Raw genomic sequence first — 14333 nt, 5'->3', positions numbered from 1 at the left:
GAGAGCCGTCTGTTGGTGTTCAAACGGCGGAACAAGCGAAGCATCTGGCGAATAGCCCAGGATTCGGTCTATCCCCGCGGGGGGTGGAGCCGGGCCATCAGCTATATCTCGCACCGCCTGCGCCGTCTTCCCGATCCGCCCGCCCGCATTGCCCGTGGCATTGCCGCCGGGGTCTTCGTCACCTTCACACCGTTCTTCGGCCTGCACATGTTCATCGCCGCCCTGCTGGCCTTTCTGCTGCGCGCCAATGTTCTGGCGGCGTTGCTGTCCACCTTCGTGGGCAACCCGCTGACCTTTCCACTGATCGCCGCCCTGTCGATCGAGACCGGAGAATTGCTCTTCGGGTCCGAATCCCGCGTGCCGCTGCCGCAGGTGCTGAAGACCTTCTCGCGCGCCTTTTCCGAACTGTGGACCAACCTGCGCCTTCTGGTCAGCGGGGGCGAACCGCATTGGGACCGGCTGATGCTGTTCTTCGAAGGTGTGTTCCTGCCCTATCTTGTGGGCGGGCTGATCCCCGGTCTGGTCGCAGCTCTGCTGGCCTATTTTCTGTCCCGCCCGGTGATCGCGGCTTATCAAAAACGCCGCGCCCGTCGCGTCTATGGCGTGCCGCGCCGGCAACTCTAGTCTTTCAGGCGCGGCTGATTTCCCTCAAAAGGGAACTCGACACAGAGGGAGGATCCCATGTCCCGGACCCCATTGCGCCTTGGCGTGAACATCGACCATGTGGCCACCGTGCGGAACGCGCGCGGCAGTGCCTATCCCGATCCGCTGCGGGCAGCACTTCTGGCGGAAGCGGCGGGCGCGGATGGCATCACCGCGCATCTGCGCGAGGATCGCCGCCATATTTCGGACGCCGACATTGCGGCGCTGGCCGATCGCCTGACCGTGCCGCTGAACTTCGAGATGGCCGCGACCGATGAAATGCAGGCCATCGCGCTGCGCCACAAGCCGCACGCGGTCTGCATCGTGCCCGAGAAGCGCGAAGAACGCACCACCGAGGGCGGGCTGGATGTGCGGCGCGAAGAGGCGCGGCTGGCCGCGTATATCGCGCCGCTGCGCGCTGTAGGCAGCCGGGTGTCGATCTTCATTGCCGCCGACGCCGCCCAGATCGAGGCCGCGCAGCGCATCGGCGCCGAAGTCATCGAACTGCACACCGGAGCCTATTGCGATTTTCACGCCGAAGGCCGGATTGCCGAACGCGACGCGGAACTGGCCCGCCTGACCGAGATGGCGACCTATGCCAAGGCGCAGGGGCTGGAGGTTCACGCCGGCCACGGGCTGACCTATGACACCGTGCAGCCCATCGCGGCGCTGCCCGAGGTGATGGAGCTCAACATCGGTCATTTCCTGATCGGAGAGGCCATCTTCCTGGGGCTGGAGCCGGCCATTCGCGAGATGCGCCGCCTGATGGACGCGGCGCGCTGACGTCCCGCAGTCCGGCGGTGGCGTCAGGTCAGGCGCGCGGGTGTGACTTTCGATAGACATCCATCAAGCGCGCCGCGTTGACCGCGGTATATGCCTCGGTGGTGTTCAACGAGGCATGGCCAAGCAATTCCTGGATGGTGCGCAGATCGCCGCCCTTGTTCAGCAGGTGGGTCGCGAAGGAATGGCGCAGCGCGTGCGGGGTCGCGGTGCTGGGCAGGCCCAGTTGCTGCCGCGCCGCGCGCACAGCTTTCTGGATGATCCCGGCAGACAGCGCGCCGCCGCGCACCCCACGGAACAGCGGTGCGTCGGGGGGCAGATCATGGGGGCAGAGCCGACGGTAGTGCTCCACCGCCTGACGCGCCACCGGCAGGACCGGCACCTGCCGTTCCTTGCGGCCCTTGCCGACGACGCGCAGCATCTCGGGCAGGGGGGCATCGCGGCCGGTCAGCGACAGGGCCTCGGAAATGCGCAGCCCGCAGCCGTACAGCAACGTCACCACCGCCACGTCACGGGCCGCCGCCCAGTCCTGCGGAGCCTGCAATTCCACCTGCGAGATCAGCGATTTGGCCGCATCCTCGACCAGCGGTCGCGGCAGTTTGCGGCGGTGCCGGGGGGATCGGGTGGACAGCACGTTGGACGGGTCGAACCCGTCCCGCTCCGCCCACCAGCCAAAGAAGCTTTTGACCGCTGACAGGGCGCGGGCCAGCGACCGGGCCGACAGGCCACGGGCGCGTTCATGGGCCATCCAGGCCCGCATGGCGGTCAGATCGGTGCCGCGCAGGGTGGCGGGACTGGCGGGCGCGCCGTGATAGCTGCCCATGAAGGCGGCAAATCCCAGCAGATCGCCCTGGTAGGCGGTGATCGTGGCCGGCGAGGCATCATCCAGCGCGCGCAGGCTGTCCAGCCATGTCGCGATGAGATCCGAAACGCCGGGGCTGATCAGGCTCACCCCAGCCAGCCCCGGACCAGACGCCCGCAGATCCGCGCAAACAGTTCCAGAAGGTCGGTGGCCTGTCCGGGTGCGAAATGTTCGGGCTCCTGCGCGCCCAGCACCAGCAGGCCGGGCACCCGGTCGGGACCGAGATCCAGCCAGACCAGCGCTTCGGAGCGGATGTCGGCGGCAGCCGTGCCATAGACCGACACCGCGCCTTGCGTCACCTGCCGCAGGATCACCGGGCGGTTGCGCATCCGGCGGCCCTCGGTGACGAAACTGTCCAGATAGCCCGGCGGCAGCAGGCTGAGCGTGCCGGTCAGCGGGTTGAGATCACTGTCAGGGGTGCGATCCTCGCTTTCCAGCGCCAGCCGCACCGCGCGCAGGCGCAGGGTTTCGGCGACGGTGGTGTCCAGCGTGCCGAGGAAGGCATCGAAGTCCAGCGGCTCGATCATGGCAAGGATGGCGCGATGCACCTGTGCCGTGGTGGCCACATTGTCATAGGCGGCGGTGATCACCGACTGATGGGTCTGTTCCAGCCGCGCCAGCCGGTCTTCCAGTCGCGAGATGGTCATGCCGCGCATGTCCACCACGTTGCCGCCACGGGCCTGATCCTCGGCCCGCAGCAACGCCTGCAGGATATGGGGATCGTTCAGGACGCGTTCGGGATCGGCCACGATAAGGTCGCGCAGCGCCGTTTCGGCGCTGGCCAGGGTGTCGGTGCTCATATGTCTGCCTCGTCTTGTTTTGCAGCAAGGTAGCACATCCCCAAATCCCCTGTCCCGCCTTTTCCCGGCATTCCGTCGGGCCTTGGTCCCTGGCGGGGGCCGCCGCGCCAATGTGGGCTTTCCGCGCCGCACGGGCGGGGCTAAGGAAAGGGCATGACGCGGCAAGACATCTTTCCCCCCGGCGCGCTGGTTTCGGTGCTGACGACCCAGCCGCTGGACCGGTTTCTGGACTACAAGGCGCCCGAGGGCGGCTGTAGCGTGGGCGATTTCGTCGAGGTGCCGCTGGGCCCGCGTCGGGTTCTGGGCGTGGTCTGGGGGCCGGGGCAGGGCGGCTATGATCTGGCAAAGGTGCGCCCGATCTTCGGTCGGCTGGACGTGGCGCCGATGACCGAGGACATGCAGACCTTCCTGACCCGCGCCGGCGACTATACCCTGACACCGATGCACGCGATGCTGTCGCTGGCCACCCGCGCGCCGGGGCTGGGGCATGCCGAAAGCCGCCGCAAGGTCTATCGGCTTGGCCATGGCGAACCGGACCGGATGACAGATGCCCGCGCGCGGGTGCTGGATGCGATGGAGGATTTCGGCGGGGCCGCCCTGACCCAGAGCGAGATTGCACAGGCCGCCGGCGTCAGCGGCTCGGTCATCAAGGGGCTGGTGAAACAAGGGGTTCTGGAAGAAACCGAAACCCCGCGCGACCTGCCCTATCCGGTGCTGGATCCCACCCGCCCCGGCAAGCCGCTGACCGGGGATCAGGCCGATGCCGCAGCAAAGCTGTCGGTCGGGCTGGCCGAGGCCGAATACGGTACGACGCTGCTGCAAGGGGTCACCGGCTCGGGCAAGACCGAGGTCTATCTGGAAGCCGTCGCCGCCTGTCTGAAAGCCGGGCGGCAGGCACTGGTGCTGCTGCCCGAGATTGCGCTGACCGCCGAATTCCTGACCCGCGTCGAGGACCGTTTCGGCGCCAGGCCCGCCGAATGGCATTCCGGCATCACCCAGACCGAGCGGCGACGCTGCTGGAAGATGGTCGGGCAGGGCGGCGCGCAACTGGTGGTGGGGGCGCGCTCGGCCCTGTTCCTGCCGTTCCGTGATCTGGGGCTGATCGTGGTCGATGAGGAACATGACACGTCTTACAAGCAAGAGGACGGCGCGATCTATTCGGCCCGTGACATGGCGGTGCTGCGGGCGGCGATCTGCGGGGCGCGCGTGGTGCTGGCCTCGGCCACGCCGTCGCTGGAAAGCTGGGTCAATGCCGAGACCGGCAAATACGACAAGCTGGTGCTGACGGCGCGCTACGGCGCCGCCGTGCTGCCCGAGATGGCGGCGATCGACATGCGGGCCGAGGATCTGGCGCCCTCCACATGGCTGTCGCCCAGCCTGCGGCAGGCGGTGCAGGCGCGGCTGGCGGCGGGGGAACAGGCGCTGCTGTTCCTGAACCGGCGCGGCTATGCCCCGGTGACCCTGTGCCGGGCCTGCGGCCAGCAGATCGGCTGCGAGCATTGCGACGCGCGCATGGTGGAACACCGCTTCCAGAAACGGCTGATCTGCCATCAATGCGGTGAAAGCCGTCCGCTGCCCGACGCCTGCCCGTCGTGCAATGTCGAGGGCAAGCTGGCGGCGGTGGGTCCGGGGGTCGAGCGGGTGGCCGAAGAGGCCATCGCGGCCTTTCCCGACGCCCGCGTCGCGGTGTTGTCGTCGGATCTGTATGGCTCGGCGCGGGCGCTGAAGGAACAGATCGGCGCCATCGCGGCGGGGGAGGCCGACGTCATCATCGGCACCCAGCTGGTGGCCAAGGGGCACAACTTTCCGCTGCTGACGCTGGTCGGGGTGATCGACGCCGACCTTGGCCTTCAGGGCTCGGACCTGCGCGCGGCGGAGCGGACGTTCCAGTTGATCCGGCAGGTGGCGGGCCGGGCCGGGCGGGCAGACCGGCCGGGGCAGGCGCTGTTGCAGACCTTCCAGCCCGAGCACCCGGTCATCAAGGCGATCCTGTCGGGCGCGGATGAGCCGTTCTGGCGGGCCGAGGCGGCGGAACGACAGGCCCTGTCCATGCCGCCGTTCGGGCGCATGGCGGGGATCGTGATCTCGGGCCCCGACCTGGCGCAGGTGTTCGACCTGGGCAACGCGCTGGCGCGGCAGAACGGGCCGCTGGCGGCCATCGGGGCGGAACTGTATGGGCCGGCGCCCGCGCCCATTGCCCGGATCCGGGGGCGGCACCGGGTGCGGCTGCTGGTCAAGGCGGCGCGCAGCGCGCCCTTGCAGGCGGCGGTGGCGCAATGGGCCGGACAGTTTCCGTTGAAGGGTGATCTGAGGCTGCGCATCGATATCGATCCGCAGAGCTTTCTGTGAGGGCAGGACGCCTCCGGCGGGGAGTATTTTCGCCAAGAAGAAGGCACGGAAGCGCCCGACGCGGGGGGCGGCCATGCGTTTGACCATCGTCCCCCTGTCCGAGGCGCATCTGTTGCCACGTTGGCGGCGGAGCGAGCACACGTCCCTGTGACCGGCGCCTGCTTGGCGGCGGGGGGCGGGCACCCTATTCTTACGGCTGATCCAAGGGAGGTCGCGATGATGAACCTGTTCCGCAAGAAGTCCGAGATGGTCAGCGCCGAGGCGGCATTGCCGGGGCGCGAGACGCCGATCCCCACCGCGCAGACCCATTTCCTGTCCGGCATTCCGCTGAAGGCGCCGGTGCCCGAGGGCATGGCCGAGGCGATGTTTGGCATGGGCTGTTTCTGGGGCGTCGAGCGTCTGTTCTGGCAGGCTGACGGCGTCTGGCTGACCATGGTCGGTTATGCGGGCGGCCACACGCCGAACCCGACCTACCAGGAAGTTTGCAGCGGCCAGACCGGCCACAACGAGGTGGTGCGGCTGATCTTTGATCCCGCCGTGATCAGCTATGAGGCGCTGCTTCAGGTGTTCTGGGAAGGCCACGATCCGACCCAGGGCATGCGGCAGGGCAATGACATGGGCACCCAGTATCGCTCGGGCATCTACACTTATGGCGCGGCCCAGCAAGCGGCGGCGGTGGCCAGTCGCGAAGCCGTGGCACCGCGGTTTGCCCAGGCCGGGTACGGGGCCGTGACCACCGAGATCCTGACCGCGCCCGTGTTCTATTATGCCGAGGACTATCACCAGCAATACCTGGCCAAGAACCCCGGTGGCTATTGCGGGCTGGGCGGCACCGGGGTTGCCTGCCCGATTGGCACGGGTGTCTGACGTCACGCCATTGGCGCGGGTCGCCGATGGCACCTGGTACAATGCGCTTGGCGAGGCCTTCGAGGCCCTGCGCCAGGAGGCGCGCCGGGCCTGCCACCAGCACGCCACCCTGGCGCCGGATGAACGCGGCGCCATGGCCCCTTGGTTGCGCGCGCTGTTCGCCGAGGTTGGTAAGAGGGTCTTCATCGAAGCCCCGTTTCATTGCTCGTACGGGCGCAACATCCATTTGGCCGATCGGGTCTACATGAACGCGGGCTGCACCATTCTGGACAGCGCGCCGGTGCGCATCGGCACAGGCACCATGCTGGGACCGGGGGTGCAGATCTACTGTGCCGAGCATCACCCCGATCCGACCCGCCGCCGCGAGGGGATCGAACGGGCCTTTCCCGTCACGCTGGGAGAAGATGTCTGGATCTGTGGCGGCGTGACCCTGCTGCCCGGTGTCACCGTGGGCGACGGTGCCGTCGTCGGTGCGGGCGCGGTCGTCACGCGCGATGTGGCGCCCGGCCAGCGGGTTGCAGGGGTACCGGCCCGCCCGCTATAGCCCCTCTGACCCCAACGCACCGGAGCGCCCCATGATCACCTATTCCGCCCTGACCACCCTGAAGGGCCGCGATGCCGCCCAGGCTCTGGGAGAGATGCTGGAAGACATCGACCCCATTCCCACTGGCGTCGGCGTGTTCGAAATGGAAGACGGCTCGGGCTTGTGGGAGGTCGGCGCCTATTTCCTGGAGGCCCCCGACGATGTGGCGCTGGCGCTGGCGGCCGCCGCCTTCGGGGCCCGGCCCTTCACCGTGTCGGAAGTGCCGGAAACCGACTGGGTGGCCAAGGTGAAGCGCGAGTTGGCACCGGTCGAGGCCGGGCGCTTTTTCGTGCACGGTTCGCATGATGCCGACAAGTTGCCCGAAGGCCGGATCGGCCTGTTGATCGAGGCCGCCATGGCCTTCGGCACCGGCCATCACGGCACCACGCTGGGCTGCCTCAAGGCGCTGGATCGCCTGCTGGAACAAGGTGTGACCTGCCAGAAGGTCGCCGATGTCGGCTGTGGCACCGCCGTTCTTGGCATGGCCGCGGCCCGGGTCTGGCCGATCACGGTGCTGGCTTCGGACATCGACGAAGTGGCGGTCGAGGTGGCGGCGGCGAACGTGGTGTCCAACGGGCTGGAAGGCCGGGTGATCTGCGTCGAGGCCGCCGGGTTCGATCATCCCGATCTGGCGGCAGAGGCACCCTTCGATCTGGTCTTTGCCAATATCCTGATGGGCCCGCTTCTGGCGCTTGCGCCGGACATGGGCGGCGCCGTGGCGCCGGGTGGCCATGCGATCCTGTCGGGCATCCTGAACGCGCAGGCCGATGCGGTGATCGAGGCCTATGAGGACGCAGGCTTTGCCCTGACCCAGCGCGACATCGAGTGCGATTGGACCACCCTGACCCTGCAACGCGCGGTGTAAGACAAAGAAAAAGGCCGCGAGGAGTTATCCCGCGGCCTGTCTCCGGCAATCAGTGTGGTGCAGCCGGTCACACATGGACGGTGTTCCGCGCGACCTTCTCGATATCGGCATAGGTCAGGCCCACATCGGCCAGTTCACGGTCCGTCAGTTGCATAAGGGCATTGCGGGTCTGGCGGGCTTGATTCCAGGCGTGGAAACGGGTCACCAGGTGTGTCGGCAGGGAAAAGATCGAACCGGAAACTTGCGGCAGGGCGTGTGCTTGTACGTAGGCCATGACAGACCATCCTTCTAGAGTTTTCAGAGTGGTGAGGTATTCATCGTTCTCGAGTCGCCAGATAGGAAAACTTGCGCACCCCGGCAACCGGCGCTTTGTGCATGCCCGTCATGCAGAAAAGGCAGGGCTGTTTCTGGCGCTAAGAGCATTGAAAACTGGCCCTAAATCCAGGTCTGGAAATGTCGTTTTCAGACCCGGTTTCCCGCCGGGATGTCGGTTTCAGACTGCGCCGGAAAGGTAACGTCGCGTCGAAGCCTGCGGGCAATCCGTTTTACAGATGTTCTTGTTTCGTGCTATGCGTGCCAAAATAACAACGAGCGGGCAGGCAGATGCGCATTCTGGGGATCGATCCGGGGCTGAGGCGACTCGGCTGGGGCGTCATCGACGTAGAGGGCACCAGGATTCGCCACGCGGCCAACGGCACGCTGGTTTCGGGCAAGGGCAGTCTGGCTGAACGCCTGTTGCGCCTGCACATCGATTTGACGGACATCCTGCTGCGCTATGCACCAACCCATGCGGCGGTCGAACAGACCTTCGTGAACCGCGATCCGGTGGGCACGCTGAAGCTGGGGCAGGCGCGGGGGATCGCGCTGCTGGTGCCGGCACAGGCGGGGCTGCCGATCGGCGAATACGCCCCCAACGCGGTGAAAAAGGCGGTGGTCGGGGTGGGGCACGCCCACAAGGACCAGATCGGCGCGATGATCCGCCTGCATTTTCCCGGCGTCGAACCCGAAGGCCCCGATGCCGCCGATGCGCTGGCCATCGCGCTGTGTCACGCCCATCACCTGCAATCGGCAGGCCGGCTCGAGGCCGCGCTGCGCAAGGCCTCCGCATGATCGGGCGGCTGTCGGGGCAACTGGCCTATCGCGGCAACGATCACGTGATGATCGACGTCGGCGGGGTGGGCTACCTGGTCTATTGTTCGGATCGCACGCTGGCGACGCTGCCCGCACGGGGGGCCTTCGTGTCGCTCTACACCGATCTTCTGGTGCGCGAGGATCTGCTGCAGCTTTTCGGCTTTGAAAGCCTGGTGGAAAAGGAATGGTACCGCTTGCTGCTGACGGTGCAGGGAGTGGGTGCCAAGGCGGCGCTGGCGATCCTCGGCACTCTGGGGCCTGACGGGGTCAGCCGGGCCATCGCGCTTGGGGATGCGGCGGCGGTCAAGGCCGCCCCCGGCGTTGGCCCGAAGATCGCGCAACGGGTGGTGAACGAGTTGAAGGACAAGGCCCCTTCGGTGATGGCGATGAGCGGCGCCGGCGCCCAGCCCGCCACCACGCCCTCCACGGCAGACACGGCAGTGCTAGAAACCCCCGCGCCCGCAGCCCCCGCGCCGTCCATCGACGCTTCCGCCCAGGCCGACGCACTCTCGGCGCTGACCAACCTCGGCTATGGCCCGTCCGAAGCCGCCTCCGCCGTGGCCCAGGCCAGTGGCGAGGCGCCCGATGCCGATACCACCGCCCTGATCCGCGCCGCCCTGCGCCTGCTGGCCCCGAAGGAGTGATCGCGTGACCCAGGCCCCGGACCCCACCCTGCGCCCAGACCCCCAACCCGAAGACGCCGACCGCGCCCTGCGCCCGCAATCGCTGGACGAATTCACCGGCCAGGCCGAGGCGCGCGCCAACCTGCATGTCTTCATCCAGTCCGCTCGCCAGCGCGGCGAGGCGATGGATCACACCCTGTTCTACGGCCCGCCCGGTCTTGGAAAAACCACGCTGGCCCAGATCATCGCCCGTGAACTGGGGGTGAATTTCCGTATGACCTCCGGCCCGGTGCTGGCCAAGGCCGGCGATCTCGCCGCGATCCTGACCAACCTCGAAAGCCGCGATGTCCTGTTCATCGACGAGATCCACCGTCTGAATCCGGCAGTGGAAGAGGTGCTCTACCCGGCGCTGGAAGACTTCGAACTGGATCTGGTGATCGGCGAAGGCCCCGCCGCCCGCACCGTCCGGATCGAACTTCAGCCCTTCACCCTGGTCGGCGCCACCACCCGGCTCGGCTTGCTCACCACGCCCCTGCGCGACCGCTTCGGCATCCCGACGCGGCTGCAATTCTACACCGAGGACGAGCTGCACCAGATCGTCACACGCGGCGCCCGCCTGATGGGCATCCCCTCGGACCCCGAAGGCGCGCGCGAGATCGCTCGCCGCGCCCGTGGCACCCCGCGCATCGCCGGACGGCTGCTGCGCCGGGTGGTGGATTTCGCGCTGGTCGAAGGCGACGGCCGCCTCAGCCGGGCCATCGCCGACCTCGCCCTGACCCGCCTCGGGGTCGATCACCTGGGGCTCGACGGCGCCGACCGCCGCTACCTGACCCTGATCGCCGAGCACTATGGCGGCGGCCCTGTGGGCATCGAAACCATGGCTGCGGCGCTGTCCGAAAGCCGCGATGCGCTGGAAGAGGTGATCGAGCCCTACCTGCTGCAACAAGGCCTGATCCAGCGCACGCCGCGTGGCCGCATGCTGGCCCGCCGGGCCTGGCAGCATCTGGGCCTGCAAGCCCCACGCGCCCCCGATCAGGGCCTGCTGGAAATCTGACGCGCGCCCCGCGTCTCTTCTTCTTGGCGGAAATACTCCCGCCGGAGGCACGAAATCCAAGATCACCCCGCTTGCCAGACCGCGCCCGCCTTCGCATAACGCGGCCATGACACCGCAAGCCCTGACCGCCCTGTTCACCCGTTCCGACGACAGTTTTGCCTTCGCCCGCTGGGGCCGCCCCATCGCGCCGGTGATCTTCGGCGTGACCGAAGAGACCCTGCCGGTGCTGAAAGGCGCGCTGGAGGCCGTGGTTGCCCTGGCCGATCACAGGCTGGCCGAGACCGATCCCGAGCTTGGCGCCAACCTGATGTTCTTCTTCTTCCGCGACTGGGAAGAACTGGTCGAGACGCCCAACCTCGACAAGATGATCCCCGACCTCGGCCCGCTGGTCGATAGGCTGCAAAAGACCGGCGCCAACCAGTACCGCATCTTCCGCTTCGACACGGACGGCGCGATCAAGGCGTGCTTCGTCTTCCTGCGCATGGATGCGGAGCTTTCGGCGGTGCCGGCGGAGACCCTGGCGCTCAGCCAGGTGGTGCAATCGATGCTGCTGTGGTCCGACACCGCGTTCCGGCAAATGTCGCCGCTGGCGGTGGTGCCCGACACCGGCCACACCATCCTGCGCCCCGAAATCGGCGCCCTGCTGCGCGCCGCCTATGACCCGGTGCTGCCCGCGACGGCCCAGGACCCTAGCCACGCCCTGCGCTTGTTCGCCCGGATGCAGACCCGATGAAACGCACCCTGGCGGAATTCGGAGAGCTGTGGCCCGCAGAACAGAAACTGCGGGACGAGGTGCACACCGGGCATTTTTTGATCATCTCAACCGAATTGCCGCCCGAGGATGCCTCGCACGCTGTGCGCATTCGCGTCAGTTTCATTGCTTATCTTGCGTTGGGGGGCTGTAAAAAATGTCGGCTCAGTCCCCGCGGGTTGTGGATTTCCGGGGCCTTCATCGACGGGGATGACCCAACGCCCGAGGCCGAAACTGCGGGGCTGGATCTGACAGGCTGCAACTTGCAGGGTGATTTGTTGCTGCATCACTGCCGGTTCCCCGACCCTGTGATTGCAAGGGATGCAACGCTCCCCAATCTGGGGTTGAGCGGCAGCCATTTGGCACAAGGATTGCGCGCCGATCGTCTCGAGATCAAAGGCGGCATCTTTTTGCAGGACGTGACCAGCACAGGCGAGATGACCATTTTGGGGGCAACGCTGGGCGGGCAATTGATTTGTACCGGCGGGCAATTTTCGGCGGGAAACAGTGGGAACGCTCTTATCGCAGCTGGGCTGGAGGCTAAATGCGGCGTCTTTCTTCGAGACGTGACAATTAAAGGTCTGTTGTGCTTTGACAGAGCCACGCTGGGCGGGGATTTTGACTGCACCGGCGGGAAATTCGCCACGGGAAAAAACAAGGCAGCCTTGATGGTACAGGGGGTGGAAGCCAAGGGCGGCTTTATCCTGCGGGGCGATGGGATGGTTGCCGAGAGCCTTGTTCTGACGAATGCGCGTGTCTCTGCGATTGTGGATGATCTGCATTGCTGGCCGGAAGCGGGCAATCTGGATTTGGACGGGTTTCGCTATGATGCGATCTACTCTACGTCGCTCTCGGCCAAGGACCGTCTGGAGTGGTTGCGCCGCCAGAACCGGGCAGGGAAACCCTTTAAACCCCAACCCTATGAACAGCTGGCCAAAGTGCTGCGCGACATGGGCCACCGGGACGATGCGCGCCTTGTTCTGATCGAGAAAGAGCGGTTGCAGCGCGCAGATCGGCGCCAGCGGTTGCAAATGGCCAATCTGTTTGAAGATGCCTTCGCGGCGCACTGCTGGGACTGGGTTCTGCGCTACACGGTGGCCTATGGGCAGCGGCCTTTACAGGCGTTTTTGTGTCTGGCGCTGTTCTGGGGTCTGGGCCTTTGGGTGTTCGGCGCGGCGTTCAACGCGCAGGCGCTGAAGCCCAATGACGCGGTATCTCTGCGCTCGCCGGACTGGGTGCTGTGCGCAACGCAGGCGGATCAGCAGGTGATGCTTCCCGGCGGCCGCGACCCGGTCGACGGGCGGGCCGGGCCGGGGCAATCGCAATTCGATTGCTTTGCCTCGAAACAGGCGGCCCTTGGCTATCCCACGTTCAACCCGTGGATCTATTCCGCCGACATGCTGCTGCCGGTGGTGGACCTTGAGATGCAGGGCTACTGGATCCCTGATGAGCGCCTGCCCATCGGGGCGCTGGCACGGGCCTATCTCTGGCTCCACATCATCGCGGGCTGGGGTTTGTCGCTGTTGGCGGTGGCCGGGTTCTCGGGGCTGATCAAGTCCGATTGAGCGGTCGCAGATTGCCAGCCCGGCCCGCGCCCCGTAGCCTGCGCTGAATTTTGGGGAGCACACACCATGCAGGCAGAAACCGCCGCCTTCCGGCTGGAACAGCGCGCCTTGCGGGTTGGCAAATGGGCCAATCTCGGCATGGCCATCGCGGGCGTGTTGGCGGCGTGGTTGTCGAACTCGCAGGCGCTGCTGGTGGACGGACTGTTCTCGATGGTCGGGTTCCTGTCGGCCATCGTCGCGATCCGGATCAGCGGCAACACGCGACGCGGGGCGGATGACACCCGGCCCATGGGCTACGCGGTGGACGAATCCATCTACCAGACCTTCCGCTCGCTCCTGCTGCTGGGGCTGGTGATGTTCGGCATCACCAGTGCGGGCATGAACATCGCCCGCTACGCCGCCGGGGCCGAGATGCCGCCGCTGCATTTCGACGTGATCGTCGTCTATTTCGTGGGGATCTGCGCCACCTGCCTGGGACTGGCGGGGATCAACTACTTCGCCTGGATCCGCAGCGGACGCATCAGCGACATACTGCGGCTGGAGATGCTGGCGGCACGCTATGACGGGTTCATCACGCTGGCCGCCGGGGCCGGGCTGTCGCTGGGGCCGTATCTGTCCACAACGCCGCTGGCCTGGGTGGCGCCGATCATGGATTCGCTGGTGGTCATCTTCCTGTGCGGCATCTCGATCAGCCTGTACTGGCGCGAATTCCGTGGCGGGTTGTCCGAACTGGCGGGCGTCACCGCCGCGCCGGATGTTCTGGCCACCGCCGAAACCGCGATCATCCCGGCGCTGGAGTCGCTGGGCCTGTCCATCTGTGAGATATCCCTGATCAAGCAGGGTCGGCGATTCCAGATGATCCTGTATGTGCGGCCCGCCCGGCCGGTCACGGGCCGGCGGGTTGACGCGGCCACCCATGCTGTCAAAAAGGCCCTGTACCCGGTGCTGGGGCGCGTTGATTGCGTTCTGGTGCCCACCGAAGCGGGCCGCGACCTGTCGCTGGCCCAGATCCATCCCGACCCGACCGAGGCCCCCGCGTGACCCAGACCGCCGACCAGATCCAGATCCGCGTCTACTATGAAGACACCGACCTTGCGGGCATCGTCTATTACGCCAACTACCTGAAATTCATCGAGCGCGGCCGGACCGAGTTCCTGCGCGCAAGGGGTGTCGATCAGGGGGTCTACAAGGCGCAGACCGGCGTCGTCTTCGCCGCCCGGCGGGTCGAGGCCGACTATCTGGCCCCGGCCGTCTTCGACGATCTGCTGACCGTGGAAACCCACCTTTCGGCTATCAAGGGCGCGCGCATCTTCATGACCCAGGCCGTACTGCGCGGCGGCGAGACGCTGTTTCAGGCGCAGGTCACCCTTGCGGCAATGACCGAGGACGGCAGGCCCACCCGTGTTCCGGCGGATCTTTGCGCGCGCCTGGACCGGGTGCTTGAATAACGCGCTTGTCATA

16 protein-coding genes are annotated in these 14333 nt (G+C 66.7%); 13 read left to right on the top strand and 3 right to left on the bottom strand.

Annotated features, from left to right (window positions below; translation table 11 throughout):
• The first annotated feature begins 15 nt into the window (after window positions 1-15).
• Both H8B03_RS11285 and H8B03_RS11280 read left to right on the top strand, forming a co-directional pair.
• A complete protein-coding gene (locus tag H8B03_RS11285; protein ID WP_319022472.1) occupies window positions 16-624 on the top strand; it encodes a DUF2062 domain-containing protein in 609 nt (202 codons plus the stop codon).
• A gap of 57 nt (window positions 625-681) precedes the next feature.
• Window positions 682-1425: a pyridoxine 5'-phosphate synthase gene (locus H8B03_RS11280; RefSeq protein ID WP_193141846.1), complete on the top strand. Its 744-nt coding sequence runs from the start codon at window positions 682-684 to the stop codon at window positions 1423-1425.
• Between the two features lie 28 nt (window positions 1426-1453).
• Here H8B03_RS11280 and H8B03_RS11275 read toward each other — a convergent pair whose 3' ends face one another.
• Both H8B03_RS11275 and H8B03_RS11270 read right to left on the bottom strand, forming a co-directional pair.
• Window positions 1454-2374, bottom strand: a complete 921-nt coding sequence (locus H8B03_RS11275) for a tyrosine recombinase XerC (protein ID WP_193141845.1) — start codon at window positions 2372-2374, stop codon at window positions 1454-1456.
• The gene (locus H8B03_RS11270; RefSeq protein ID WP_193141844.1) at window positions 2371-3084 is read right to left on the bottom strand and encodes a DUF484 family protein; all 714 of its coding nucleotides are present in this window, start codon (window positions 3082-3084) and stop codon (window positions 2371-2373) included. The genes H8B03_RS11275 and H8B03_RS11270 overlap by 4 nt, the downstream gene beginning before the upstream one ends.
• Window positions 3085-3237: 153 nt before the next feature.
• On the opposite strand from H8B03_RS11270, the gene H8B03_RS11265 reads away from it, so the two are divergent.
• The 4 genes from H8B03_RS11265 (at window position 3238) to H8B03_RS11250 (ending at window position 7748) form a co-directional block, all read left to right on the top strand.
• Complete coding sequence (locus H8B03_RS11265; RefSeq protein WP_193141843.1) at window positions 3238-5433, top strand: primosomal protein N'; 2196 nt, start codon at window positions 3238-3240, stop codon at window positions 5431-5433.
• Between the two features lie 216 nt (window positions 5434-5649).
• Entirely contained in the window at window positions 5650-6300 is a 651-nt protein-coding gene (gene msrA / locus H8B03_RS11260; RefSeq protein ID WP_193141842.1) for a peptide-methionine (S)-S-oxide reductase MsrA, read from the top strand.
• Entirely contained in the window at window positions 6293-6844 is a 552-nt protein-coding gene (locus H8B03_RS11255; RefSeq protein ID WP_319022471.1) for a sugar O-acetyltransferase, read from the top strand. Before msrA ends, H8B03_RS11255 begins: the two co-directional genes overlap by 8 nt.
• A gap of 31 nt (window positions 6845-6875) precedes the next feature.
• On the top strand, window positions 6876-7748 hold the full coding sequence (locus H8B03_RS11250; RefSeq protein WP_193141840.1) for a 50S ribosomal protein L11 methyltransferase: 873 nt from the start codon (window positions 6876-6878) through the stop codon (window positions 7746-7748).
• 67 nt (window positions 7749-7815) lie between these two features.
• Here the strand turns inward: H8B03_RS11250 and H8B03_RS11245 are convergent, their stop codons facing one another.
• Complete coding sequence (locus tag H8B03_RS11245) at window positions 7816-8022, bottom strand: DUF1127 domain-containing protein (protein WP_193141839.1); 207 nt, start codon at window positions 8020-8022, stop codon at window positions 7816-7818.
• A gap of 329 nt (window positions 8023-8351) precedes the next feature.
• Here H8B03_RS11245 and ruvC point away from each other — a divergent pair, with 329 nt between their 5' ends.
• From ruvC to ybgC, 7 genes are all read left to right on the top strand, one after another.
• Window positions 8352-8858, top strand: coding sequence for a crossover junction endodeoxyribonuclease RuvC (gene ruvC / locus H8B03_RS11240; RefSeq protein WP_193141838.1), 507 nt, complete (start codon window positions 8352-8354; stop codon window positions 8856-8858).
• Complete coding sequence (gene ruvA / locus H8B03_RS11235) at window positions 8855-9523, top strand: Holliday junction branch migration protein RuvA (protein ID WP_193141837.1); 669 nt, start codon at window positions 8855-8857, stop codon at window positions 9521-9523. The genes ruvC and ruvA overlap by 4 nt, the downstream gene beginning before the upstream one ends.
• Window positions 9524-9527: 4 nt before the next feature.
• The gene (gene ruvB, locus H8B03_RS11230) at window positions 9528-10556 is read left to right on the top strand and encodes a Holliday junction branch migration DNA helicase RuvB (protein WP_193141836.1); all 1029 of its coding nucleotides are present in this window, start codon (window positions 9528-9530) and stop codon (window positions 10554-10556) included.
• A gap of 106 nt (window positions 10557-10662) precedes the next feature.
• Window positions 10663-11289 (top strand): hypothetical protein, encoded by a 627-nt coding sequence (locus tag H8B03_RS11225; protein WP_193141835.1) that lies wholly within the window; start codon window positions 10663-10665, stop codon window positions 11287-11289.
• A complete protein-coding gene (locus H8B03_RS11220) occupies window positions 11286-12872 on the top strand; it encodes a hypothetical protein (protein WP_193141834.1) in 1587 nt (528 codons plus the stop codon). Before H8B03_RS11225 ends, H8B03_RS11220 begins: the two co-directional genes overlap by 4 nt.
• Window positions 12873-12938: 66 nt before the next feature.
• Entirely contained in the window at window positions 12939-13913 is a 975-nt protein-coding gene (locus H8B03_RS11215; protein ID WP_193141833.1) for a cation transporter, read from the top strand.
• Window positions 13910-14320 (top strand): tol-pal system-associated acyl-CoA thioesterase, encoded by a 411-nt coding sequence (ybgC, locus tag H8B03_RS11210; RefSeq protein ID WP_319022470.1) that lies wholly within the window; start codon window positions 13910-13912, stop codon window positions 14318-14320. Before H8B03_RS11215 ends, ybgC begins: the two co-directional genes overlap by 4 nt.
• Window positions 14321-14333 lie beyond the last annotated feature (13 nt).

Source organism: Meridianimarinicoccus sp. MJW13 (assembly GCF_014901205.1).
Lineage (GTDB): Bacteria > Pseudomonadota > Alphaproteobacteria > Rhodobacterales > Rhodobacteraceae > Meridianimarinicoccus.
Note: the sequence above shows the minus strand (reverse complement) of the source record. Positions and strands in the feature narration are given on the sequence as shown.